We start from the raw sequence: 22871 nt of genomic DNA, 5'->3' as shown, positions 1-22871 counted from the left end.
TAGAAGCACGACCTTTAGCGTACCTACCAACTATGAGGAAATGACTGTAACTGAACTAAAAGTATTAGCAAAAGAAGTAGGGATAGTTGGTTATAGTGCTATGAATAAAGCTGAATTAATTGAAGCATTGAAGGCTACTGAATAGGTTGTTTTCAATGCTTTTTTGGTGGTGATTTAATGCTCGAAATAGTAAAAAAAGCATTGCGTATTTCTCATAATGAATTAGATAGCGAGATTGAAGATTTAATAGCTTCATGTAAAGCTGAAATGTTGATCAAAGGGATAAAGACATACCAAGACAAGGACCCATTAATAAGACAAGCTATTATTGTTTACTGTAAATCGGAATTTGGCTTGTCTAATACGGATTCGGAAAAGTATCGTATGTCATTTGATTCATTAGTCATTAGTTTGGCATTGTGTGGTGAATATAGTGTTTAGCGATATAGTATTCCTTCCAATTACAACAAGCACCGAAGATGAGTTAGGGCAAGTAACCGAAAAAGAAGATTATTCTAGAATGGTCTTTTGTGAAAAGAAATCATCTCCACAATCTGAATTTTTTCAAGCCGGTCAAAGTGGAATTAAAGCTAGTTGTGTTCTAATTATCCACTGTTTGGATTATCAGGATGAAGTGACAGTGAAGTTTAATAATAAAATCTATCATATTTATCGAACATATGAGAGAAAAGATGAAACAATTGAACTTTATTGTGAGGTGAAAATTGGTGGCTAATATTGATAACTTAGCTGATGAGATTGCTAGACAATTAGCTATTTATTCATCTGATGTAGAGGTGAAGGTAAAAGATGCAGAAAAGAAAGCTGCTAAAGAAGCTGTTTCTGAATTAAAAGCGACAAGTCCAAGAAGTCCAGGTGGAGGAGATTATGCATCGGGGTGGGGAACTGTTCAAAAAGATGGAAAAACAATTGTTGTTAATAAGAAAAAACCGCAATTAACCCATCTTTTAGAAAAAGGTCATGCAAAAGTAAGTGGTGGGCGTGTTCCTGGTAAAGCTCATATAAGACCTGCTGAACAGAATGCCATCGAAAACTTTACTAATTTAGTAGAGGATGCGGTTAGATCATGACATTAGCTAAATTAAAGAAAATATTAGATGCTACGGGTTATCCTGTGGCTTATTCGCATTTCACTGCAACATCTACAAAGCCTGTTCCGGCTCCGCCTTACATTTGTTATTTGACGCCTTATACAGCCAATGTTAAAGCAGATAACAAAGTATATAAGCGTGTGGATATTGTTCAACTCGAACTTTATACAGCAAAGAAAGATTTAGTTGCAGAAGCAAAGTTAGAAAAGATTCTTGAAGAGAATGAACTTCCTAATGATGCTATTGAAACCTATATAGAATCAGAGAATCTATTCCAACGAATTTATGAAATAAAACTATTTTAGGAGTGGTGATATATGAGTGAAAACAAAGTTGAATTTGGTTTAAGTAAAGTGCATTATGCGCCATACACAATTACTAATGGGAAAGTAACATTTGAAACACCTATTCCAATTCCAGGTGCTGTGAGTATGACTTCTGAACCAAAAGGGGAGCTTACAGAGTTTTATGCGGATAACATTCTTTACTATGTTGCGAGCAGTAACCAAGGTTATGAATCAACCTTAAATATTGCAACAATTACAGAACAGTTTGCCATTGATGCCTTAGGTGAAGAACTTGATGAAGCAGACAAAGTATTAAATGAATTAGCAGATGCACAAGGTAAACCGTTTGCTCTTTTATGGCAATTTGAAGGTGATGTAAAAGCTACTCGTCATGTTCTTTTTAACTGTAAAGCAAACAGACCAAATATCAGCGGTAATACAAAAGAGACAGGCACCGAAGTTTCACCTAATGAATTAAAATTAGTTTCCAGTCCTATTGAGATTGATGGAAAAATGATGGTTAAAACTAAAACAACTGCTGCTACTTCACCTTCTATTTATGATGCTTGGTATACAAAGGTTTATCAAAAAGAAGTTAGCCCAGGATCTTAATAGGAGGGCATAAAGAATGGAAAAGACAATTGTAATAGATGGTAAAAATGTTGTATTTAAAAGTACAGGTGCTACTCCTTTAAGGTATAAACAGCAGTTTGGTAAAGACTTTTTTGCAGAATTAGCCAAAATGGAAAAAGCATTTAATGCAAAAGAGGCTTCATATGAATCTCTTGATTTTGAAGCTTTCTATAATATCGCTTGGACCCTTGCTAAAACAGCAGATAAAGAGATTGCTTCACCGTTGGAATGGCTTGATACATTTGATGAATTCCCTATTGTTGATATTATTCCTGAACTACAGGACATCTTAGCAAGGATGCTTAACTCTAAAAAAAAATAACTAAAAACAAAGGTACATCTAGTGGAGATCAATTCTCTACAGAGATGTACCTTTTATTGTGTAAGAAATGCGAATTGAGTATTGCTGATATGGAATATATGACGATTGGTATGTGTCTTGATTATGTGGATGAATACATGGAAATGAAAAAGCCAGCTAAAGAGCGGGTTAGAAAAGCTACTCAAAATGATTTTGACAAGTTCTGAAGCGAGGTGAGAATATGGCTGGAAATATCAAAGGAATCACTATTGAAATTGGTGGAGAGACAACAGGTTTACAGAATGCCTTAAAGGATGTAAACAAGCAGAGTACTAGTTTACAAACAGAACTTAAACAGGTTGAAAGGGCTCTTAAGTTTGACCCTGGTAACATTGAGCTGTTGGCACAAAAACAACAAATCTTAACCGAAAGAATTCAAGCGACATCCGAAAAGCTAGATACATTAAAACAAGCGCAGGCACAGGTAGAAGCGCAATTTCAGAGCGGACAAATTGGAGCAGAGCAATACCGAGCTTTTAGGCGTGAGATTGAAACAACTGAAGGTACTTTAAATGGTCTTAGAGGGCAACTTCAAAATATGGCCAACGAACAACAAAGAACTGGTAATGCAACACGCGAACTTCAAGCTTTGTTTCAAGCAACCGGTACAAGTGTAGACCAATTTGCAAATGCTCTCGGCGGCCGTCTTACATCTGCTATTAGAAATGGTACTGCTACATCAGCACAACTTAATCAAGCTATTGAACGTATTGGTCAAGCTGCGTTAGGAGCTGATACAGATTTAGGTAGATTAAGAGCTGCGTTATCAAATGTTCATAATGGAGCTAGTATTGATCAGATAAGACAGGATTTAAATAGAGTATCACAAGAAGCAAATGAAGCTGAACAAGCTGTTAACGGCTTTGGTGATGAACTAAAAAATACTGTAGCTGGTCTAGCTGCTGGTGGTGGTATTGCTGGTGCTATTAGTGCTGCATTAGATACATCTTCTTTAAACACAAAGATTGAAATATCAATGGAAGTACCAGAGTCTTCAAAAGCATCTGTTAAAGACGCTATTAATACTGTAACAAGTTATGGTGTAGATGCTGAATCAGCACTTGAAGGTGTACGTAGACAGTGGGCGCTTAATAAAGATGCAAGTGATGAGTCAAACGCAGCTGTTGTTAAAATGGCAGGAACTATCGCTGCTGCTTATTCAGGGATTGATTTTACAGAGTTGATCCAGGAAGCTAATGAAATCGGTGGAGCACTCAATATTTCGAATGAACAAGCACTCGGACTTGTAAACTCTTTGCTCAAAACAGGATTTCCTCCAGAACAACTAGACATCATCTCCGAATACGGGGAACAGCTGAAAATTGCAGGATTCAGTGCTACAGAGGTCCAAAACATCCTCTCAGCTGCGGTCGACACTAAAAGTTGGAATATCGATAACTTACTTGACGGGTTGAAGGAAGGGAAGATAGGTCTTTCCGAGTTTGGATTAGAAATACCTAAAGCGATGGGAGAATTACTATCTAAAACAGATATCTCTGCTAAACAGATGCAGACATGGGGTGCGGCAGTCGCTAAAGGTGGAGAAGGCGGAAAACAAGCCATGGTTGAAGTCGCAAAGGCTTTGGCTGGTGTGGAAGATGCTACCCTTCGGAATGAATTAGGAGTGCAAATTTTCGGTACCAAATTCGAAGACCAAGGCATGAAAATTGTAGACACAATGATAAATGCTGAAAAAGGAACCGCCGATTTAAAAAAAGGAATTGATGATGTTAATTCTTCCACTGAGAAGCTTAATACAGATCCTACTGTGGCATTGAGACAAGCTTTTTCTGATTTAAAAGTAGCTCTGGAACCATTACTAACTACAATAGCTGAAGTAATCGGTAAAATTGCGGAATGGGTTCAAAATAATCCTACATTAGCTGCTACATTAGTAGCGATAGGAACAGCTATAGGTATTTTAGTTGGTGCAGCGATGGCGTTAGCACCTCTCTTTATGGGTATTATTGCAGCGTCCACACCTCTTATGGCTAGTATAGCAGCGATTGCGTTACCAATTGCAGGAGTTGTAGCGGCCATAGGATTACTTATTGCAGCAGGTGTAGCGGTATATAAGAATTGGGATGAAATTAGTGCTTATGCTATTACGATTTGGAATGGAATCAAAGATTTCCTTTCTTCAGTGTGGGACGGTATTAAATCAGGGTTTGAAAGTGCGTGGAATGGGATCAAAGATTTTTTATCATCCACATGGGATGGTATAAAATCAACTGCTGAGGCTGTATGGAATGGTATTAAAGATTTCTTTAGTCAATGGGGTTTAACTTTATTAGCTGTATTCGGAGGCCCTTTAGGTCAATTAATTGCACTTATAACAAAAAATTGGGATTCCATTAAACAAGGTACAGAAACTGCTTGGAATAATATTAAGACTTTTCTTTCCACACTTTGGAATGGAATAAAGTCTATCGCTTCATCAGTATGGGATGGTATTAAGTCTTACTTTACTACGGTATTAGATGCTTACAAAACGGCATTTACTACAGTGTGGAATGCAATTAAATCAGTAGTAGAAACAGTGTGGAATGGATTGAAATCTACAGCAACATCCGTATGGAATAGTATAAAATCATTTTTCACAACTACTTTAGACGGTTTAAAGACATCCTTTACAACTATTTGGGATGGCATAAAAACATCGGTAACAAATGTTTGGAACACCTTGAAAAGTTCTGCTACATCAATATGGAACGAAGTGAAATCGTCAATAACTACGATTTTAAATAATATAAAATCAACGTTTACTACCGTATGGGATAGTATAAAAAATACTACTTCTAGTGTTTTTAATAGTATTAAATCTACAATTACATCAATATGGACTAGTATTCAATCATCAATTACAACTATTGTTAATGGCATTAAAACAACTGTTACAAATATATTTAATTCTTTTAAATCTACAGTTACAACAGCTATGAATGGTGTGAAATCGGCGGTTGAAACTGGGTGGAATAAGGCTAAAAGCTTCTTAGATGGCATTAATCTAACTAGTGTAGGTAAAGACATAATCAGAGGATTGATAAACGGAATATCTTCTATGACATCATCAGCTATAGAGGCAATCACAGGAGTTGTGGATGGTGTTATTAATAAAGCTAAATCATTATTAGGCATTAAATCTCCTTCACGTGTTTTCATGGAGGTTGGAGAATTTACTAATGAAGGTTTTATTAAGGGGATTCAGTCAACATCTCCAGATTTAATGGGTGCAATAGATAATGCGTATGGACTGTTAGGAGATAATGCTCAGAAGATGATTGATATTGGTCCTTCTTCAACGACTAGTACAAGTAAGACAAGTATTACTCATTCTAGTCCAATTACTATTAATCTGTCCTATACAGGTGATGCTTCTATACAAGATGTTAGAAATATGGCAGATTCTTTAGAGATTGAATTAGGCAGTAGATTAAATTCGAGAAGGAGAATGAGTGGTGTTAAGGGATGATATACATTGAAACATTAGAAGGCACAAGGTATAACACGAAAAGTATAGGGATTATACCACTTAATTTTATATTGGATTCTCCTTCTCCAATTCATTTTACCGAGCAAATTGAAGGAAGAAGTGGATATCTAGATTTAGGTACTGCATTTGAAGGTAGGAAAATGAGAGTGAAGTTTTTTATTCAAGCTGTGGACTTTCATGATTATTCACTTCTAAGGAATGAAGTATTTAAGCTCTTTTATTCGCAAATGCCATTTTACTTAATAAATACTCAAGAGAAAGGCAAGAGATGGCTTGTTAAGACTGCTGCTTCATACACACCCGAAAGGCTTTCATTAGTTGCTGGCACATTTGAGATTGAATTTGTTTCTTCGTCTCCATATGCTGAGTCGGTTGGTACAACAATGGACCCATTAACTTTTGATTCTGATAAGTGGCAGTTTGGACAGAATCTTGGCTTTGATATTGGTACAGAAGCTAAGTATGCGCATAGTACAACAACTTTTCGTATTTACAACGCAAGTGATATAGATATTGATCCAAGGGAATTGCCGTTACTTATTAAGTACCAAGGTGCATCAAATAATCTAAAAATCACTAATACTACAACTGGTGATGTGTGGCAATACAGCGGTACGTCTAATACCAATGATACTATTAAGCTTGAAGGTATTAGATCGCTAAAAAATAGCTTAACGATATTTGGTGATACAAACCGTAAATTAATAACGCTTAAAAAAGGGTGGAACGACTTTACTTTATCCGGTACAAGTGGTTCTTTTTTAATTTCATTTGATTTCCGTTTCTACTATATATAAAGGATGGTGATATATTGATTGTTACTCATTTAGATGGACGAAGTGAGATGTTGACAGATTATACAACATTACAGCGTAAACGGAGGGTGAACGGTGAATATTCGCTCTCTTTTTTGTTGTTTCAAACGGAGCGTAATACACATTCGTTTGATTTGGTTGTGGAGGAAAGTTTGCTTGAGTATGATAGTCAGCTATATCGAATTAAAAAAATGACTGAAAAAATGGTCGGTAATGCTGTAGTTAAACAGATTGAAGCCTTTCACACTTTTTTTGATTTAGTGGACTTTTTTCAGTATGGAACGATTACTAATACTCAAACACTGTCTACCTGTTTAGCTTTTGCCTTAGAAGGAACTGGATACACGTATGAAGTTGTTGACTCATTCTCTAGTGCTGTTTTTGAATCATTTGGGAATGATAATTCACTTGCTTTGGTACAGAAAGCAATAAATGTATTTGGTGCAGAAGTATCCATTAATAAGAAGCATCTTAAATTTTATCAGCAAGTTGGTAGAGATACGGATATACAATTCCGTTTTAAACATAACGTTAAAACGATTGAGAAATATGTTGATACAAGTAATTTGTCCACTGTAATTAAAGGGTTTGGCAAGAAGAATGAGGATGGAAGTTATGTAACTATGGCTGAATATTTATCTCCTATGTGGGCTACATACGGTAAACGTCATGCAAAGCCTGTTTACGATGAGAGATATACGATTCAATCAGAATTATTGGCCCGTATAAAATCGGAGTTGATAGATAAGCCGCAAGTTTCATTCAAAATTGATGGGATTGAATTATTAAAGCTTGGTGTAAATACATCACAAGTAGAACTAGGTGATAGTGTATTTGTCATCTATGAGCCTTTAAATATTGATATAACATCTCGTGTCATGGAGATTGTGGACTTTCCAGAATCTAACCAATCAGCACAATATACATTTGAAAATTTTAGGAACAATTTAACTGATACTATAGCTGATTTCCAAAAGACTAAGGATAACATGGATGCTATCTTAAATGGTGAGCAGAAGCTACCTTATAACGTACTTGATGATGCAGTTATTAGAGCAACTGAAGCATTAAAATCAGCTCAAACAGAGTTAATATTCGAAAATGGAATTATTGCTGTTGATCCGACAGACCCTGATAAAATGGTTTGGTTAAATAGCAAGGGTATAGGAATTAGTGTTGATGGTGGTAAGTCGTTCAAAGAAGCAATTACAGCAGATGGCTTTGTATTATCGGCTGGTGCCATCGGTCAACTGGCTGCTAATAATATTACTGTTGGTCCAGGTACTAATTTTTATAACAGTAATTATGACCCTACTATTGCTAATAGCAAAGCTTCACAAGCGCAACAAAATGCAGACAATGCTTTAGCTGCTGCGGATCAAGTAGAACAGACTGTAAACGTGTGGAAATATCCTAATACAACGATGATTAACGGCGGTTCTATTAGAACTAATACTATTGATGTTAATAGATTAGTAGCTGGTACACTTATTGGTTTCACAATAACGACATCTCCTTCTACATCATCACCAAGAATGTTGTTGCAAGAGAATAAGCTTACATCACAAAATGGTAGTTCTAGTATCATAATTGACTCATCTGATACGACTAATATCAATAATTCTTATCCATTGATGACATTTAATACAAATGGTCAAAAAGGTTATATAGGTAAATTGTCTTCTGGAGCATTTTATATTATGAGTTACGGTAACAATATAGTTTTATCTGCAAATGAAGTAGAGATGTTCGCTAAAATGTCTTGTTATAATGCTGATGTTGGCGGCTCTTTAACTGTTAATGGTGACTCTAATGTCAAAGGAACCAAAAACGCTTCTGTCCTAACTTCTATCGGATATGTAAACGTCTCAGCATATGAGACAGCTGAGTATTATTTTGGTGATATTGGTCGTGGCAAAGTCGTAAATGGAGAATGTGCTATTGAAATAGAATCTCTTTTCAAAGAAACCGTTAATACAGATATTGATTATGAAGTATTTCTTACTCCATATGGTCTTGGACAAATCTATGTTGATTTAGATTCTATGACTCCTTATAGCTTTGTAATTAAAGGAGATGATATTCATTTTGCATATGAGATTAAGGCAAAACGTAAAGGTTATGAAACTACTCGTTTAGAACTTACTCACGAAAGCGAGGTAGATGAAATTGAAGGTTAAAATGCTTCGTGAAAATGAAGATGGATCTATTGAGATTTATTTCGCTGATATTGAAGAAAAGAAACTAATAGATACTCATCGAAAAATGAAAAGGCGTTTATCTCAAATGCCAGTTAATGATTTATCAAAGAAATCTGATTTGCAAGCAAGACAAAAGACAACAAGGTATTTACGAATGGTTAAACAAAAAATCAATGAAAGGAGCGCTGTGAATGAGTAAGTATAAAACTATATTAAATCCACTGGATAGCCAAACAAGGAAAGATATTAATGATAATTTCTCACAGATCGAACAGGATTTTGTTAATCAAAATAACTCATCAAATACAACTAAGCAAGAATTATTGCAAGAAATCAAACGTGTGGATGAAGACTCAAAAGAACGTGATGAATTTTTATCTGGTGTTAATGTACAAGATTATATTGATTCCATTAATGCGACAAAGCAATTAGCTGTAGAAGCTGCGTTGAATGCTAATGTTAAAGGTAATGAGGCTGAGCAAAAAGGCAATGAAGCAGAAACTCAAGGGAATTACGCACAGGAGAAAGGTGAATATGCTCAATCAAAAGGTGATTACGCTCATGAAAAGGCTGTAGAAGCTGCTAGTTCTGCTCAAAATGCTAACCAAGAAACTAGTAACCTTTCGCAATTGAAAGTAGATGTTGTTTCTGCTACGCAATCTGCTAATAATGCAGCTACAAATGCAGATGAAAAGGCAACTCTTGCAAATGAAAAAGCTTTGCTCGCTGAACTTGCTACGACTGCTGCTAATGCTGCAACCAGTGACGCACAATCATCTACAAGTATGATTAATTCTTTATTGCCTAACGTTCAAGGTTTAGAAAACAAAGGTACTTATTCTGCAACTGTACAGTATAAGAGAAATAACATTGTAGAATTCAACGGAAGTAGCTTCCAAGCATTAAAAGATTCGATTGGTGTAGCTCCTCCTACTTTACCTACAAAAAGCAATGCTTCATGGCAGTTAGTTGCGCAAAGAGGTGTAGATGGCTCTGGTGCGGTTTCTAGTGTAAATGGTATTGGTCCTAATAGTGAAGGTAATGTTGATTTAGGACAAATCTTTGAAAGTCCAGAAGGAGCGCAAGAAAAAATTGATTTAGCTGTAGGAGTACATGAAAAAGAGTATATGCCTCATGACAGTGGTTTGAGTAGTTTTGCTTCTAATAAAGTGGAAACAGTATATTTATCAGTTGATTTCAAGCGAGCAGACGGTAGTTTATACATGAAGAGCACATTGTCTAACCCTGATGGTAATGGTAATTACCAAACAGCAACTTGGCAGTTTTATAATGATGCTGGTACCGAAATAGTATTAACAAAAACATGGTCATTTGTGTATGACCCAGACGGAATCATAGTAGATAAGGTGGTGGCTTAATGAATATTGATTATGTATTAATGGCTCATGGTTTATTTAGTAAAAAAGGAGGTGGATCTGAACCAGCAAAACCACTACCAGAAGTAACTGATTTAACTTCATCTTCTACAGATTCAGGTTTAGCTATTTCATGGGATTGGGTTGTTCCTACTCAATCTGAATTTATGAAAGTTGAATTATATATGAGTGAAACTAAAAATATAGTTAACTCGTCTTATGAAACTTGCGTAAGTTCAGCAACTAAAATATACGAAGGTACAGAAAACGGATTAATTTATGATTCACAACAAATGAAAAACTATTACTATAAATTTTTCTGTATTTACACAACTTTCGGAGATATAGAGATTTCTAAAGGTGTAGGAGGTAGTATTTTTACAGAAATCAAAAAAACTCCTAAACCAGTAACTAACATTTCGGCTGATCCAAAAGACGGCAAAGTAAATTTAACGTGGGATAACCCTCCTTCAACAGATAATGTATATTACAAAACTTTAGGTGTTTACAAAGAAGGTTCATATCCTGAAAGCGTCTCAGACGGAATAACATTTGTAGACTCTACAGAAAACTCAATTTCTGTAACAGGATTAACTAACGATACAACTTATTATTTTAGATTTTTCACTTACACCATCAATCATTTGTATAACGAAGATGTATCGCAAGAAATATCATCAACTCCTTCTACTACTTTAATTTACGGAGTTAAAATAAACACAAAAGATTCAAACCCTTTAACGTCAGTTTCTTATATAGATAACTCTATAGGTATGATTCCGGCTTCTAGTGATTGGGACAACAAATTCCCTTTCAATGAAATAAAACCAGTTAAATTATTGGGCGGAACTGTTGTTTATGAATTAGATAAGAATGATTACAATAAAAAAACAAATGGAGAACCTTCTAGCCCTGATAAATACATGACAGGAGATATAATGGTTAAGTTTCCGAAAATTTATTGGAATATACAAAAAGAAGGAGATTATGTATACGTTAGATACTCTAGTGTTAAAGTTGATGACAGTTATGATTGTTTAGCTCATAAAAGAGGTGATATTGAAAAAGATTTTTTATATATCGGCGCTTACTTAAGTAAAGTATTTGATGATGGAGGCGGAAAACTAAAACTATGTTCATCTTCAGGAGAAGCTCCGACAGTTTCATTAACAATTGATTCTTTCAGAACTAGGGCTAAAAATAAAGGAGTCGGATACGGTTTAATTGCATATTATCAAATTTTGTTAATGCAGATATTGTATTTGGTTAGATTTAAAAATCTGAACTCACAATCATCTTTAGGTATGGGACGCGTTAGTGGAGCGTCTGTCCAAACAGGACATTTAAACGATAAAGGAATGTATTTTGGAGATAGAACATCTTCATTGATTGGAGTTAAATGCCATGGAATTGAAGATTTGTGGGGGAATAAAGATATTGTTGTTGACGGAGTACGAACAGATACTGACGCCAACGTGTTTGTTGGAACTGATAACTTTAATGATCAAGGAACTGGATATGAAAAAGTTGGAAAATCTACAGGGTTAAGCGGATATATTTCTGGAACATTAAGTACTACAAAGTCAGGTTTTTTCCCTACATCAACTAATGGGTCTTCAACGACTTATTACTCAGATTACACATCTGTCAATGGTAATACGTTGGTCAGATTTGGAGGTAATAACTCATCTGGAGATGAAGCTGGAATTTTTTGCTTAAAATCTAATTTGAGTACTACAACGACAGGAACTAGTATAGCTTCGAGAATAATTTATTTATAAGGTGGTCTAAAAAATGTTAGTTAGAGGAACTCAAAAAGAAGTTAAAGAAATAGAAGTAGGCAAAACGACTGTTTACATTAGAAAAAACATTGAAAGAATTACCGTTATAAACACTAACGATGAGGGTGAAGAAAGTAACAATTATTGGCAATATGACGAAGAGCAGTACAGCAAAGATGAATATATTGCTTTTATTTCAAAGGAAAATGAAACATTTAAACAGCGCCAGGAAACAACAGAGGCTGTATTGTCTGAAATTATATTAGGAGGAATGTAAAATGGTTATTGCTATTTTTATGGCTGGAAGAATTATTGATGGTAAAAATGAATACACAGATGTTGTAACGAAACGACCTGATTTAAAAGACGGGATTGACGCTTATCTATTCGAAAAAGGTAGAGATGATTTAATAGTAGTACAGTAAGCACCAATTGAGGTGTATTTTTTATGTCTAAAATAAAGGGGTGTTTTATGGAAAAGTTTTTTGTATCAACAATAGGCGGTTTTTTTAGCTGGTTAATTGGGGGATGGTCGTTATTACTGACCGTCCTTTTAATTTTGAACGTATTAGACTTTTTAACTGGTATGGCTGCTAACTGGGGAAACATCAATAGCAAGCGTGGTTATCAAGGGATTATTAAGAAAGGCATGATGTGGGTTTGGATTGTAATTGCTAATCTTATTTATCTTGTGCTTGCTGACCAAGGTTTAACTGTTGGACAAGTAATTCCTGATGCTGTTGTCATCTTATTTATTTTAAATGAAATCATTTCTCTAAGTGAAAATAGTGCAGTTCTTGGTGTGAACGTTCCAGAACCGATTCAACGTGCATTAGCCATTTTCCAAAAGAAAATTGAGGATGATAAGCAAAAGAAAGAAGGGGAGAAGTAATATGGATTCAGTAGTCATTTCAAGCGGTCATGCTAAATATGTATCTGGAGCAATTGGTATTCTTAATGAGGTAACAGAAGCACGTAAGGTTGTTCCACAAGTAGCTAAGTATTTGAAAGAGTTAGTTATTACTGTATACGAGTTTCACGATGATACATCTAAAACTCAAAAGGATAATATCAATACAATCGTTAAGTATCACAACAGTAAAAAACGTGATTTGGATGTTAGTGTACATTTTAACAGTGGAACAAAAGTAACTGGCGGTGTTGAGGTACTGTATTGTACAGATGCTCAAAAAACAATAGCAACTAAAGTTTCTAGCGCTATTTCTAACTCATTAGGTATTCGTGATCGTGGAGCTAAGAAGCGAAATGACCTAGGTTTTCTTAACGGAACGAAACAACCAGCCATTCTTATTGAAGTATGCTTTGTGGACGTTAAAGAAAATGCTGATGCTTACCACAAAAACTTTGATGCGTGTTGTAGAGCTATTGCTGAAACTATTACTAATAAAAAGCTACCTACTAAAGCTACAAGTAATGATGATGGAAAACGTTATCGTTTGTACACTGGAACCTTTGCAACTAAAGTATCAGCAACGGCATTTAAAGAGAAAGTAGAAAAAGAGTTTGATATTACTCTTCAAATCCGTGAAGAATAAATAAAAAAGAAAAAGCAACAATGCAAGGGAGAAAGAGAGAACATTGTTGCTTTTTCTTAATTGTACATACTAACGTTTACTAAAAAAGAGTATTTAGAAAAGGTGAAAGCGTCATCAAAAATTATTATAAAATAGTAAATTAGAGCTTTCAATCCTATATAAAGAGATAATGTGTCAGTTTGTTGAAAAGATTATTATTATTTGGTGAACATGCAAAATTCTTATAAATCAAAAGGTTTTTAGGCTTTTTATATGATGTATTCGATATTTCTTATGTTGAAAGAAATTTCACTAATACAATATCAATAAAATAATTGTGGAAAAATAATTGATTTATTTATAGGTAATAAACAAAAGCCCTTCCTTAATTGGAGGGGCTTATTTTTCGTTCAAATAATAATTTAAAAAATAATTGCACCGGTTCTTAATCTGTGGGTTAAAATATTTCGCTTCATAACAGTGTCCAGCATGATTGAAATGAAATGAAGTAAATAGTTCATCTTTTTCACCTTTTCTAATCGATATACGATTCTTTCCCATATACATTTTAACTTCTTTTAAATCCTTTGTTATCTTCTTCATAGTATCTTCAATTAAGGTTAAATAAGGTTCTTTAATTTTTATATTACTTGTATTAATAGCCTTTTTATCATTCTCTAAAATAGTAAGGATCATTGGTAAATAAATAAACTGCTCAACTATATCTCTGTCTTGATCCGATAAAAGTTTCATATTCATTACCTTCTTTTTGTCTTATTTTCTATAATTATATACGAATGTTCGTTCGATTTTAAGCGGTTGTACTTGTAATAGATATCCGAATAAATAGTATAAATAGAAATATTATCCTATGTATGTTGTAATATGTATATATAAGACAAGGGGGCTATTTTATGAAAAGGGTGTTATTACTATTAGCTATTCTTACTTTTTCATTAGTAGGATGTTCAGATGAAAAACAAAAAACTTTTGATTTTAACTTTGATCATGTATTGAAAGTAGTAGAAACTGCATATGGAAAAGAAAATATAAAAGTTGTGGATGATTCTAAGGAAAAAGGATTTAATACAATCGTTTTACCAAATAAATTAATAATCCAAGCAACAATTGATAAAGATACAAAAAAAGTTGTGGATGTTAAATCAGGAATAACTTTCGATGGATATGCTGCTGGCAACAGGAGTGATATGCTTAAATCTTTTCAAACTGTATTTAATATTGTTGATTCTGAAATGAGTATTGGTAATCGGGATAAAGTAATGAGTGATTTAAATATTAATATAGATACCGATTTCCTTAAAAATAAAGAAATCTCGACGAATAGCAATATTGATTATTCAATAAGTCCATATGATGATAATATTGTACTTTCAGCAAAACCAGGATTGAAATACGGAAAAGAATAGAATATGTTGTTTTAGCCCTGGACTTAATTGTCTAGGGCTTTTTTTCTTCTTCCATATCATATAAATCATCAACTTTAACATCTAATAATTTAGCCAGTTCAAATAGTTCATTTACAGTTGGATAGCTTTTTCCAGTACACCAGGCTGAAACAGTATTGCGACTTCGATTAAATACCTTTCTTATGTAGTCTCGTTTATAAGGAGACTCGTCAATTATTTTCCCTATATTACTTTTCAGTTTCATATATATCACCTATTACTATATTCTCTGTTGTCTGTTTTTATCCTTTCAAGAAAAAATAATGATAATAATACCGAAATTTTCTTGATAGACACGCAATAATTAGCCTAATATCCATACATTGAAATTATCAAAGAAAAGGAGAGTGAAGTATTGTGGAAGGAATATTACTGATTGGAAGCTTTGGTGCAACAATGATAACGCTAGGTTTATTAGATAATGCAGGATTTAAAATCAATAATAGTTTTCTATCATTCACAATGGAATGTGCTAAATTTGGTGGACTACTATACATTATCAAGTTAGCAAGTACACTTTTTCTCTGATAATTGGTTACACAATTTAAAAATCTGAATATTTAGCAAGCGCACCTGATGGGGTAGAAAGGGGAGTAGATAACTATCTGTCGGAGATAAAATGTAATGATAGGTACAAGGGTAATAACGCTATATATCAATGACTGTAAACTACAATGAAAATTACACCTGATGAAAATTACCGTGAAAGATAGATTGTAAACTACAATGAAAATTACACCTGATGAAAATTACCGTGAAAGATAGATTGTAAACTACATTGTTAATTACAAGGAGGATTACAATGATAGAATACTTAGCTTTGCCAGTCCTAGCGATAGGGGCAGCGCTTGTACCAAAAAGGCGCATGAAGGACATAGATAAGATAAAGAAGGTATTTGAAAATACAGGTCTAGGAATAAGAAAAGAAGAAGAGATCCACTACCCAATCCTACTTAAACAATCACATCAACAAACATATTCCACATACACTTTTTCACTTCCACTCGGTTTGTCCTCTAATAAATTTGAAGCCATTATTCCAGCAATAGAAGAAGGTCTTAATAAAGACTGTGATTTTACCTTTGAAGATGGAGTATTTAAGCTTCAAGCATTCAATTCAAAGTTACCTACAAAGTGGAAATATACAGATGAATTATTAACTCCTGGAACATGGCAAATCCCTATAGGAAAGAATCACGAAGGCATTTTATATCACGATTTCGAGAAGTACCCTCATATGCTTGTAGGTGGTGTTACACGCTTTGGTAAAACAGTATTTATTAAAGAAGCTTTTTATACTCTGCTTATGAACCAGTTAGAACATGCAGAGTTTTACTTCCTTGATTTAAAAGGCGGCTTAGAGTTCGGAAAGTATATTGGCCTTCCACAAGTTAAGGGGGTTGCTTCTGATCTACTCGAATCAGTTGAATTATTATCAGTTATTCACCAGGAGCTCAAGGACCGTGAAAAGCTATTTAGGCAGCAAGGATATACAAATATAATTGATTCTCCAATTCAAAAACGCACTTTTATCATTGTGGATGAAGGGGCAGAACTTTCACCTAATTTACTTACTGGAGGATTAAAAAAGTATGCAAATTATTGTCAGTCCACACTATCAGAGATTGCTCGAATAGGTGGAGGTATCGGATATAGGATGCTTTTCTGTACTCAGTATCCAGTGAAAGAAGCTGTACCGATGCAAATCAAAATGAATATTGTTGCTCGGTTATCCTTTATAGCTGCTGCTCAAGTTGCTTCACGAGTTATCTTAGATGAAAACGGTGCTGAAGAACTTCCAAGCATACCAGGTCGAGCGATTTATAAAATTGAAAAGAAACGTATTGTCCAGGTCCCTTATATTGACGATAAGTATATGTTTACAAAAATGGAGGAGAAGGAACATGAGATTATCAACGCAAGCAAGAACGGAAAAGTTATTAATGACGATAGACCGGTTAGGGATGGCAACAATAAAACATCTTCGTGGAATCCATGATTTGAAATCATATCGCAATGCTTGTTTTGCTCTTAAAAGACTTGAACCATATACATCCACAACGTTCTTCAATAAAGAGAAAGTCTATTATTTAAACAAGTGTGGAAGGTCTCTAATTGGATCATATAGGGACATTAAGAAATCATCCAATATAGAGCATACATTACTTAGAAACGATGCTTTTCTTTACCTTAATCGTCCTATAGATTGGCAAATAGAATCTGTTCTAGAATATGAGGCAGAACAACCTACAGCACACGGTATCGTCTTTAAAGGCTTATCTGTAGCAACTAAAAGTAAAATGGTTGCTGATGCCGTATATAAAAGAAATGGATATACTCATATTGTTGAAATAGATAATGTACGTGATATGAAAGACAATCTTAAAAAGCTCCAGTCTTATGTTGATTGCTTTAAATACATTGATACTCCACGCCTTGAAATTTTTACTACAACTATAGATCGTAAACGTAAATTCGAAAAATGGTTACTCGATTATAAATTGCGTGGTGAAGTAATTACATTTAATTCTATTCGATGACATTATGAACTTTTTTGACCTACTTATTTTAGAACTTATGTATAAATGAATAGTTGTGGAAAAATACACCATTTTAGTTGGTGGCCGATTGTGTTATTCTTTCCACGATTAAAAAAAGCAAGGTGGAAATAAAATGACAATACAGTTAAAACCTGAATTTCTAAGTGCACTTCCTGAAAAAATCAAGTGTATGGAGACCAAAGTAAACCATAGCGATGTATATGATTTCTACTTAAAGCTTATACCTCATGTTCATTACCAACTCTATTATCTTGTAGATAAACCAAACAAAGATATTACATTTGGAGATTGCACTGTATTTGATGCCTTTACGAATAAAGCATTAGATATACATTATTTAACACATGAAGATATTAATAAATTAATTCCGGATGTACAAATTGAAACAATAGATGTTTATATGGAAGTACTGACAGGAATTGGTGCTGTTTTATCGCAAACGGTTTATGGAACCACAAAATATTTAATTGATCCACGTATAATAATTGGAGCAACAGATGAGAAGTCGGATAAATACACACATTTTGTTGTTTGTATGTGTAGTCAATTTGATTAAGTTACCCTTTAGGGTGACTTTTTTTGTCTGTAGAAGTTAATTCGTTTGTAACCAATTAAAGAAACCTATATTTTTACGTACAATTACACTTGCCGTTTTTCTCCATGTTCCGTAAATATAGCCTATAACATCTTTGCGATTTTTCTTTTGTTTAATATTTAAAATAGCCTCTTTAAATGATTTAATAAAGTCCTCTATGTGATCACGGGCATTTAAATTAGATTTCTTTGCAGCTAACTTTAATCTACTCCACAATCTATATATTTCGTTAGCATCACTAAAGAAAGGTCTAACAGCATCAATAAAAGTAATTGGAACGTTAGATGAAACATATGTGTAATCATAAAATTCAATTGAGTTATTGCTATCCACAGACTTATTAACAATTGCAGATACATTACGTATGTTTTTAATCTTTTGTTTTAGAGAAATATTAGTTGTTTTATTGGCAGGACACTTATCGGTCTTTTTAGGTGGTATCTTGTCGGACACTTCTTCTTTTGCTGGCATGATAATGATTGCATTAGCTGTTTGTCTCATATCTTTTTTGCGCTTCATTGGTACCTGTTTGATCATACTCATTTCTTCTAGTTTCTTCATTAATCTTTGTACGGTTTTATAAGACACTTCTAATAACGATGCAATCGTATTTTTACACATATAGCTCACACCTAGTTGTTTACAGCTATGACGTTTTAATAATTCAAGTAATGCAATTAGTCTAGACTGCACATCTCTGCGCTTAATAGACGTTCTAATAACGTCTCTATATACTCGTACTGTTTTATTTAATTCTTCTAAGTCTCTAAATGATGATAAATTGTTAAATGCTGTTTCCCCAGCAATTACATCAATACGTTTCTTCATGATCTCCGTCTCCCTTGGGAAACAAAAAAGCAATGCTGCCATCATTGACAAACATTGCTAAAGAAACGTACATCAAGTAAAATAATTACATGAGTACAGCAAGTGTTTGCCTAGGGTGATAGGCGGACGGTATAAGAGTGCTACCAACACTACTTATACACGTTGTGCTCTTTTATTTTTATTTTTTTCGTGCCGATTTCGTGCCGATTCGGTTTGAAAAGAAATGATATATTTAAAAAGCGCACATCCTCTAAATATTGATTTTAAGCCTAGTTTCTTCTATTAATATACACTTTGATAATGTTCATTTATCAAATTTGAAATGGAAGGGTCTATAGGTTAAGCCTCCCATTCAATTGATATAAGAAGAGCCCTACTCGTAAGGAGTAGGGCTTTTCTTATATACTAAGGGATATTTTATTGGTATGAATATAAAACTTGAAGTAGTTTATGAGCTATTAACCAACATTACAATCACGATGTTTGTTATTGGCTTTTTTTAGTAGTTCAAAAAAGCCAACTACTTTTCTCTGTGTTAGAATAGTGTTAATACTTGAGTAAAGAGTGATGGTAGATGATATATATTGGAGTGACTGGATGGGGAGATCATGAATCCATATATGGAACGAAGATAGCTTCTCGTGATCGATTGCAGGTCTACGCTGAGCATTTTCCGATTGTAGAAGTTGATACGGCATTTTATGCTATACAACCGAAACGCAATAGTTTGAAATGGGTGAAGGAAACTCCAGATTCTTTTAAGTTTATTGTCAAGGCGTATCAGGGAATGACAGGTCATCAACGTGGAGAGCAACCTTATAAGAGCAAAGAAGAAATATTCGAAGCGTATATAGATTCCTTAACTCCGTACCAAGAAGCGAATAAGTTAGCGATGGTATTGTTTCAGTTTCCCCCTTGGTTTCAATGTGTTAAGGAGAATGTTGAGTATCTTCGATGGTGCAAGCAGCAGATGAGGGATATTCCAGTAGCGCTTGAATTTCGTAATCGTTCATGGTTTTCAGAGAAATTTACGGATAAAACGCTAGCTTTTATGAAAAGTGAAGGATGGATACATTGCATTGTTGATGAACCTCAAGCAGGAGAAGGTTCTATTCCAACAATTCTTCAACCAACTTCATCGAGTAAGACATTAATTCGGATGCATGGACGGAATGTATTTGGTTGGAATAAAGCTACAGCAGGTGATGATTGGAGAGCGGTTCGCTTTTTGTATCAATACAATGAGGATGAGCTTATACAATGGAAAAATCATATCCTTCAATTAGAGAAGCAGTCAAAGGATATTTATATAGTATTTAATAATAACTCTGGTGGTGACGCAGCAAATAATGCGAAGCAAATGATTGCGTTGCTTGGTATTGAATATGCAGATTTAGCACCAAGGCAACTGGATTTATTTTAGAAGTGAATAATATTTTTCTTATAAAGAAAATTAATAAATGGAGGATGTTTACTCTTTAAATTTTTTTATAAAGGCGGATACGCAATTGGAATGGATTATACTTTTAGTAGTAACAGCCTTATGCGCAGGAATTATAGGCTCTCTAGTTGGTTTAGGTGGCGGCATTATTATTGTGCCAGCAGTGTTATATTTTCATAATAGTTTAGGGCTACTTGATGGTTTGACACCTCAGAAAGCTGTTGGAATATCAACAGTTATGATGATTTTTACGGGTTTATCATCAACACTTTCTTATATTAAATATAAGAGAGTTGATTATAAAACAGGTTTGATTTTTTTTATAGGTAGTGGTCCTGGTGGAATTCTTGGGTCGTATGTGAATAAAATGCTGGACTTAAACTCTTTTAATTTATTTTTTGGTACATTTATTATTATTGTTTCAGTTGTTTTAATGATTAAGGATAAATTAAAGCCATCAAAATTAATTAATAGTGCAACTGTTAAGAAAACATTTATAAATCAAAATGGTAAAGAATATATTTATGGATATCGTCCAATTATTGCGATTTCAATTTGCTTCATTGTAGGATTTTGTTCGGGCTTATTCGGAATTGGAGGAGGTTCATTAATTGTACCCGCTATGATTCTGTTGTTCTTATTTCCTCCTCACGTGGCGATTGCTACTTCCATGTTCCTTGTATTTTTGTCCTCTATTACAAACTCTGTGACGCATATCGCATTAGGAAACGTTATATGGCCCTATGCGATTGCTTTAATTCCAGGTGCTTGGTTTGGGGCGAAAATCGGTGCATATATTAATACTAAGTTAAAAAGTTCAACACTCGTTAGTATTTTGAGAATTATGCTTTTAGTAATAGGAGTCAAACTTATTTTTGAAGGCTTTACTGGTTGAAGAAAATGTTTTAATGGTCTTCTGAACGTTGGAGCTACATAATTAGAAAGCTGTTATGTTTAAGGTTTTTAGGGTAGAAAAAGAATGAGGAATGCGGCAGATAGAGAAAAAAAGAGGGGATTACGTTGGAAGAAAGAATACATTTTTATCATATTAATGATCTACATAGTCATTTTGAACATTGGCAACGAATCGAACACTTTATTCATGAAAGAAAAGCATGGCATTCTGATGTTGGAGAAGAAACACTTGTTGTAGATATAGGAGATCATACAGATCGTTTTCATCCATATACAGAAGCTCTTTTAGGTAAAGGTAATGTGGAACTGCTAAATAAATTGGGGTGCCAATTTGCTACGATTGGAAATAATGAAGGAGTTACATTTTCTTATGATGCATTAAATCATTTATATGATGATGCTAAATTTAAGGTTGTAGTAGCGAATTTATATGACAAAAATGAGCAAAGACCAGAGTGGGCATTACCTTATAGCATTCACAGAACTGAAAAAGGGACACGTATTGCCATGATTGGAGCGACGGCTTATTTTCGCGTATTTTACGAAACATTAGGGTGGAATATTACGGAGCCACTTGAGGAAATTCGTCAAGCAGTAAATGAAGTGAAAGACCAATCAGATATGATTGTTTTACTTTCTCATTTAGGCTTAGAATATGATGAACTAATTGCAAATGAAATGCCAGAAATAAATCTAATTTTTGGTGGGCATACACATCATATTCTCCATGAGGGTAAATATGTGAACAATACGTTATTATGTGGCGCAGGTAAAGGTGGCACGTATGTAGGGCATGTTGAATTAATGGTTGATAAGGATAAGCATATTATCCAAAGTGAAGCTAGATTGTATGATATGAATGAAGAAGATCCTGTTCAAGGAGAAAAAGACTTTGTTGCTATGTTATACAGTGAAGGTAAAGAAAAGATGTCGCAGGAAGTATGCCGTTTGCCACATACGTTATCGGTAGATTGGTTTGAAGAAACACCGTTAATCACGCTTTTATGTAAGGCGCTTAAAGAGTGGTGTGATGCTGATTGTGCATTTCTAAATGCCGGTTTATTATTAGATGATTTACCAGCAGGCTCAGTAACAATGCATGATTTACATCGAATTTGTCCGCATCCTATTAATCCATGTGTCATTGAATTAAAAGGTTCAGAGTTAAAAGAAGTTATTATTCAATCAACCGATAAAAGCTGGCCACATATGCAAATAAAGGGCTTTGGCTTCCGTGGAAATGTACTTGGCACCATGGTTTATAATGATATTAAAATGAATAGTCGGCATGAAATATGGATTGGAAATGAAAAATTAGATGCAAAAAAAACATATCGTTTAGCAATACCTGATATGTTTACGTTTGGCTTTTTCTTCCCTGCCATTAAAAGAACGGAGAAGAAAGTGTATTACTTACCTGAATTTCTAAGAGATTTACTACTTCATGAGTTGAAGGAAATATATTAACACC

General features: G+C 34.2%; 29 protein-coding genes. 26 read left to right on the top strand and 3 right to left on the bottom strand.

The annotated features are described in order from the left end of the window. Window positions 1-40 precede the first annotated feature (40 nt). The 18 genes from TX86_RS26465 (at window position 41) to TX86_RS22115 (ending at window position 13615) form a co-directional block, all read left to right on the top strand. The gene (locus TX86_RS26465; protein ID WP_081707803.1) at window positions 41-145 is read left to right on the top strand and encodes a Rho termination factor N-terminal domain-containing protein; all 105 of its coding nucleotides are present in this window, start codon (window positions 41-43) and stop codon (window positions 143-145) included. 32 nt (window positions 146-177) lie between these two features. Further along, window positions 178-441 carry a head-tail connector protein gene (locus TX86_RS22185; RefSeq protein ID WP_042352262.1) on the top strand — a complete coding sequence of 88 codons (264 nt, stop codon included), beginning with the start codon at window positions 178-180 and terminating at the stop codon, window positions 439-441. Further along, window positions 434-736, top strand: coding sequence for a phage head closure protein (locus TX86_RS22180; RefSeq protein ID WP_439096865.1), 303 nt, complete (start codon window positions 434-436; stop codon window positions 734-736). The genes TX86_RS22185 and TX86_RS22180 overlap by 8 nt, the downstream gene beginning before the upstream one ends. Then, window positions 729-1091: an HK97 gp10 family phage protein gene (locus tag TX86_RS22175; RefSeq protein ID WP_042352261.1), complete on the top strand. Its 363-nt coding sequence runs from the start codon at window positions 729-731 to the stop codon at window positions 1089-1091. The genes TX86_RS22180 and TX86_RS22175 overlap by 8 nt, the downstream gene beginning before the upstream one ends. Next, a complete protein-coding gene (locus TX86_RS22170; protein WP_042352260.1) occupies window positions 1088-1417 on the top strand; it encodes a hypothetical protein in 330 nt (109 codons plus the stop codon). The genes TX86_RS22175 and TX86_RS22170 overlap by 4 nt, the downstream gene beginning before the upstream one ends. 12 nt (window positions 1418-1429) lie before the next feature. Continuing rightward, the gene (locus TX86_RS22165; protein ID WP_042352257.1) at window positions 1430-2011 is read left to right on the top strand and encodes a major tail protein; all 582 of its coding nucleotides are present in this window, start codon (window positions 1430-1432) and stop codon (window positions 2009-2011) included. A 16-nt stretch (window positions 2012-2027) separates the two neighbouring features. Further along, window positions 2028-2354, top strand: coding sequence for a hypothetical protein (locus TX86_RS22160; protein WP_042352255.1), 327 nt, complete (start codon window positions 2028-2030; stop codon window positions 2352-2354). Window positions 2355-2428: 74 nt separating this feature from the next. Then, a complete protein-coding gene (locus TX86_RS27505; protein ID WP_268258270.1) occupies window positions 2429-2560 on the top strand; it encodes a hypothetical protein in 132 nt (43 codons plus the stop codon). Between the two features lie 14 nt (window positions 2561-2574). After that, window positions 2575-5865, top strand: coding sequence for a hypothetical protein (locus TX86_RS22155; protein ID WP_052343842.1), 3291 nt, complete (start codon window positions 2575-2577; stop codon window positions 5863-5865). Next, window positions 5862-6683 carry a phage tail family protein gene (locus TX86_RS22150; protein ID WP_042352253.1) on the top strand — a complete coding sequence of 274 codons (822 nt, stop codon included), beginning with the start codon at window positions 5862-5864 and terminating at the stop codon, window positions 6681-6683. The genes TX86_RS22155 and TX86_RS22150 overlap by 4 nt, the downstream gene beginning before the upstream one ends. A 14-nt stretch (window positions 6684-6697) precedes the next feature. Next, window positions 6698-8881 (top strand): phage tail protein, encoded by a 2184-nt coding sequence (locus TX86_RS25960; RefSeq protein WP_052343840.1) that lies wholly within the window; start codon window positions 6698-6700, stop codon window positions 8879-8881. Next, a complete protein-coding gene (locus TX86_RS22140) occupies window positions 8871-9101 on the top strand; it encodes a hypothetical protein (protein WP_154663203.1) in 231 nt (76 codons plus the stop codon). Before TX86_RS25960 ends, TX86_RS22140 begins: the two co-directional genes overlap by 11 nt. Then, the gene (locus TX86_RS22135) at window positions 9094-10281 is read left to right on the top strand and encodes a hypothetical protein (RefSeq protein ID WP_042352250.1); all 1188 of its coding nucleotides are present in this window, start codon (window positions 9094-9096) and stop codon (window positions 10279-10281) included. Before TX86_RS22140 ends, TX86_RS22135 begins: the two co-directional genes overlap by 8 nt. Beyond that, window positions 10281-12059: a fibronectin type III domain-containing protein gene (locus TX86_RS22130; protein WP_042352249.1), complete on the top strand. Its 1779-nt coding sequence runs from the start codon at window positions 10281-10283 to the stop codon at window positions 12057-12059. The genes TX86_RS22135 and TX86_RS22130 overlap by 1 nt, the downstream gene beginning before the upstream one ends. Window positions 12060-12072: 13 nt before the next feature. Beyond that, complete coding sequence (locus TX86_RS22125; RefSeq protein ID WP_042352246.1) at window positions 12073-12336, top strand: hypothetical protein; 264 nt, start codon at window positions 12073-12075, stop codon at window positions 12334-12336. A gap of 1 nt (window position 12337) precedes the next feature. Then, entirely contained in the window at window positions 12338-12484 is a 147-nt protein-coding gene (locus tag TX86_RS26870; protein ID WP_154663202.1) for a hypothetical protein, read from the top strand. Window positions 12485-12531: 47 nt separating this feature from the next. Then, window positions 12532-12951, top strand: coding sequence for a phage holin family protein (locus TX86_RS22120; RefSeq protein ID WP_042352245.1), 420 nt, complete (start codon window positions 12532-12534; stop codon window positions 12949-12951). A gap of 1 nt (window position 12952) precedes the next feature. Beyond that, window positions 12953-13615 (top strand): N-acetylmuramoyl-L-alanine amidase, encoded by a 663-nt coding sequence (locus tag TX86_RS22115; RefSeq protein ID WP_052343838.1) that lies wholly within the window; start codon window positions 12953-12955, stop codon window positions 13613-13615. A gap of 378 nt (window positions 13616-13993) precedes the next feature. On the opposite strand, the gene TX86_RS22110 is transcribed toward TX86_RS22115, so the two are convergent. Further along, on the bottom strand, window positions 13994-14347 hold the full coding sequence (locus TX86_RS22110; RefSeq protein WP_042352243.1) for a YhjD family protein: 354 nt from the start codon (window positions 14345-14347) through the stop codon (window positions 13994-13996). 161 nt (window positions 14348-14508) lie between these two features. Between TX86_RS22110 and TX86_RS22105 the strand changes: the two genes are divergently transcribed. Next, a complete protein-coding gene (locus TX86_RS22105; protein WP_042352242.1) occupies window positions 14509-15021 on the top strand; it encodes a hypothetical protein in 513 nt (170 codons plus the stop codon). Between the two features lie 31 nt (window positions 15022-15052). Here TX86_RS22105 and TX86_RS22100 read toward each other — a convergent pair whose 3' ends face one another. Continuing rightward, window positions 15053-15265, bottom strand: a complete 213-nt coding sequence (locus TX86_RS22100) for a helix-turn-helix transcriptional regulator (RefSeq protein ID WP_042352241.1) — start codon at window positions 15263-15265, stop codon at window positions 15053-15055. A gap of 152 nt (window positions 15266-15417) precedes the next feature. Between TX86_RS22100 and TX86_RS26865 the strand changes: the two genes are divergently transcribed. From TX86_RS26865 to TX86_RS22085, 4 genes are all read left to right on the top strand, one after another. After that, window positions 15418-15588, top strand: a complete 171-nt coding sequence (locus TX86_RS26865; protein ID WP_154663201.1) for a hypothetical protein — start codon at window positions 15418-15420, stop codon at window positions 15586-15588. A gap of 274 nt (window positions 15589-15862) precedes the next feature. Then, the gene (locus TX86_RS22095; protein ID WP_042352238.1) at window positions 15863-17059 is read left to right on the top strand and encodes an FtsK/SpoIIIE domain-containing protein; all 1197 of its coding nucleotides are present in this window, start codon (window positions 15863-15865) and stop codon (window positions 17057-17059) included. Next, a complete protein-coding gene (locus TX86_RS22090; RefSeq protein WP_154663200.1) occupies window positions 16965-17600 on the top strand; it encodes a hypothetical protein in 636 nt (211 codons plus the stop codon). Before TX86_RS22095 ends, TX86_RS22090 begins: the two co-directional genes overlap by 95 nt. 133 nt (window positions 17601-17733) lie before the next feature. After that, a complete protein-coding gene (locus TX86_RS22085; RefSeq protein ID WP_042352235.1) occupies window positions 17734-18177 on the top strand; it encodes a hypothetical protein in 444 nt (147 codons plus the stop codon). A gap of 36 nt (window positions 18178-18213) precedes the next feature. Here the strand turns inward: TX86_RS22085 and TX86_RS27350 are convergent, their stop codons facing one another. Next, complete coding sequence (locus TX86_RS27350; protein WP_052343836.1) at window positions 18214-19044, bottom strand: hypothetical protein; 831 nt, start codon at window positions 19042-19044, stop codon at window positions 18214-18216. Window positions 19045-19618: 574 nt separating this feature from the next. Between TX86_RS27350 and TX86_RS22075 the strand changes: the two genes are divergently transcribed. The 3 genes from TX86_RS22075 (at window position 19619) to TX86_RS22065 (ending at window position 22867) form a co-directional block, all read left to right on the top strand. Beyond that, window positions 19619-20467, top strand: coding sequence for a DUF72 domain-containing protein (locus TX86_RS22075; RefSeq protein ID WP_042352233.1), 849 nt, complete (start codon window positions 19619-19621; stop codon window positions 20465-20467). A 37-nt stretch (window positions 20468-20504) separates the two neighbouring features. Then, window positions 20505-21380: a sulfite exporter TauE/SafE family protein gene (locus TX86_RS22070; protein ID WP_195892941.1), complete on the top strand. Its 876-nt coding sequence runs from the start codon at window positions 20505-20507 to the stop codon at window positions 21378-21380. 125 nt (window positions 21381-21505) lie between these two features. Then, window positions 21506-22867 (top strand): bifunctional metallophosphatase/5'-nucleotidase, encoded by a 1362-nt coding sequence (locus TX86_RS22065; RefSeq protein ID WP_042352230.1) that lies wholly within the window; start codon window positions 21506-21508, stop codon window positions 22865-22867. Window positions 22868-22871: the final 4 nt, after the last annotated feature.

The sequence above is a fragment of the Bacillus massiliigorillae genome, assembly GCF_000380245.2.
In the GTDB taxonomy this organism is placed as follows: Bacteria; Bacillota; Bacilli; order Bacillales; family DSM-1321; genus Bacillus_AD; species Bacillus_AD massiliigorillae.
The sequence above is the reverse complement of the archived record's forward strand: the minus strand, read 5'-3'. Positions and strand labels throughout refer to the sequence as shown.

Excerpts from the sequence above, each read along its gene's own strand:
- TX86_RS22150 (WP_042352253.1), top strand. The coding sequence starts at position 5,862 with ATGATATACATTGAAACATTAGAAGGCACAAGGTATAACACGAAAAGT.
- TX86_RS22105 (WP_042352242.1), top strand. The coding sequence starts at position 14,509 with ATGAAAAGGGTGTTATTACTATTAGCTATTCTTACTTTTTCATTAGTA.
- TX86_RS22095 (WP_042352238.1), top strand. The coding sequence starts at position 15,863 with ATGATAGAATACTTAGCTTTGCCAGTCCTAGCGATAGGGGCAGCGCTT.
- TX86_RS22100 (WP_042352241.1), bottom strand. The coding sequence starts at position 15,265 with ATGAAACTGAAAAGTAATATAGGGAAAATAATTGACGAGTCTCCTTAT.
- TX86_RS27350 (WP_052343836.1), bottom strand. The coding sequence starts at position 19,044 with ATGAAGAAACGTATTGATGTAATTGCTGGGGAAACAGCATTTAACAAT.
- TX86_RS22160 (WP_042352255.1), top strand. The coding sequence starts at position 2,028 with ATGGAAAAGACAATTGTAATAGATGGTAAAAATGTTGTATTTAAAAGT.
- TX86_RS26465 (WP_081707803.1), top strand. The coding sequence starts at position 41 with ATGACTGTAACTGAACTAAAAGTATTAGCAAAAGAAGTAGGGATAGTT.
- TX86_RS22185 (WP_042352262.1), top strand. The coding sequence starts at position 178 with ATGCTCGAAATAGTAAAAAAAGCATTGCGTATTTCTCATAATGAATTA.
- TX86_RS22120 (WP_042352245.1), top strand. The coding sequence starts at position 12,532 with ATGGAAAAGTTTTTTGTATCAACAATAGGCGGTTTTTTTAGCTGGTTA.
- TX86_RS22165 (WP_042352257.1), top strand. The coding sequence starts at position 1,430 with ATGAGTGAAAACAAAGTTGAATTTGGTTTAAGTAAAGTGCATTATGCG.
- TX86_RS22125 (WP_042352246.1), top strand. The coding sequence starts at position 12,073 with ATGTTAGTTAGAGGAACTCAAAAAGAAGTTAAAGAAATAGAAGTAGGC.
- TX86_RS22115 (WP_052343838.1), top strand. The coding sequence starts at position 12,953 with ATGGATTCAGTAGTCATTTCAAGCGGTCATGCTAAATATGTATCTGGA.
- TX86_RS26870 (WP_154663202.1), top strand. The coding sequence starts at position 12,338 with ATGGTTATTGCTATTTTTATGGCTGGAAGAATTATTGATGGTAAAAAT.
- TX86_RS22090 (WP_154663200.1), top strand. The coding sequence starts at position 16,965 with ATGAGATTATCAACGCAAGCAAGAACGGAAAAGTTATTAATGACGATA.
- TX86_RS22085 (WP_042352235.1), top strand. The coding sequence starts at position 17,734 with ATGACAATACAGTTAAAACCTGAATTTCTAAGTGCACTTCCTGAAAAA.
- TX86_RS22135 (WP_042352250.1), top strand. The coding sequence starts at position 9,094 with ATGAGTAAGTATAAAACTATATTAAATCCACTGGATAGCCAAACAAGG.
- TX86_RS22130 (WP_042352249.1), top strand. The coding sequence starts at position 10,281 with ATGAATATTGATTATGTATTAATGGCTCATGGTTTATTTAGTAAAAAA.
- TX86_RS22155 (WP_052343842.1), top strand. The coding sequence starts at position 2,575 with ATGGCTGGAAATATCAAAGGAATCACTATTGAAATTGGTGGAGAGACA.
- TX86_RS22070 (WP_195892941.1), top strand. The coding sequence starts at position 20,505 with ATGGAGGATGTTTACTCTTTAAATTTTTTTATAAAGGCGGATACGCAA.
- TX86_RS22075 (WP_042352233.1), top strand. The coding sequence starts at position 19,619 with ATGATATATATTGGAGTGACTGGATGGGGAGATCATGAATCCATATAT.
- TX86_RS22170 (WP_042352260.1), top strand. The coding sequence starts at position 1,088 with ATGACATTAGCTAAATTAAAGAAAATATTAGATGCTACGGGTTATCCT.
- TX86_RS22110 (WP_042352243.1), bottom strand. The coding sequence starts at position 14,347 with ATGAAACTTTTATCGGATCAAGACAGAGATATAGTTGAGCAGTTTATT.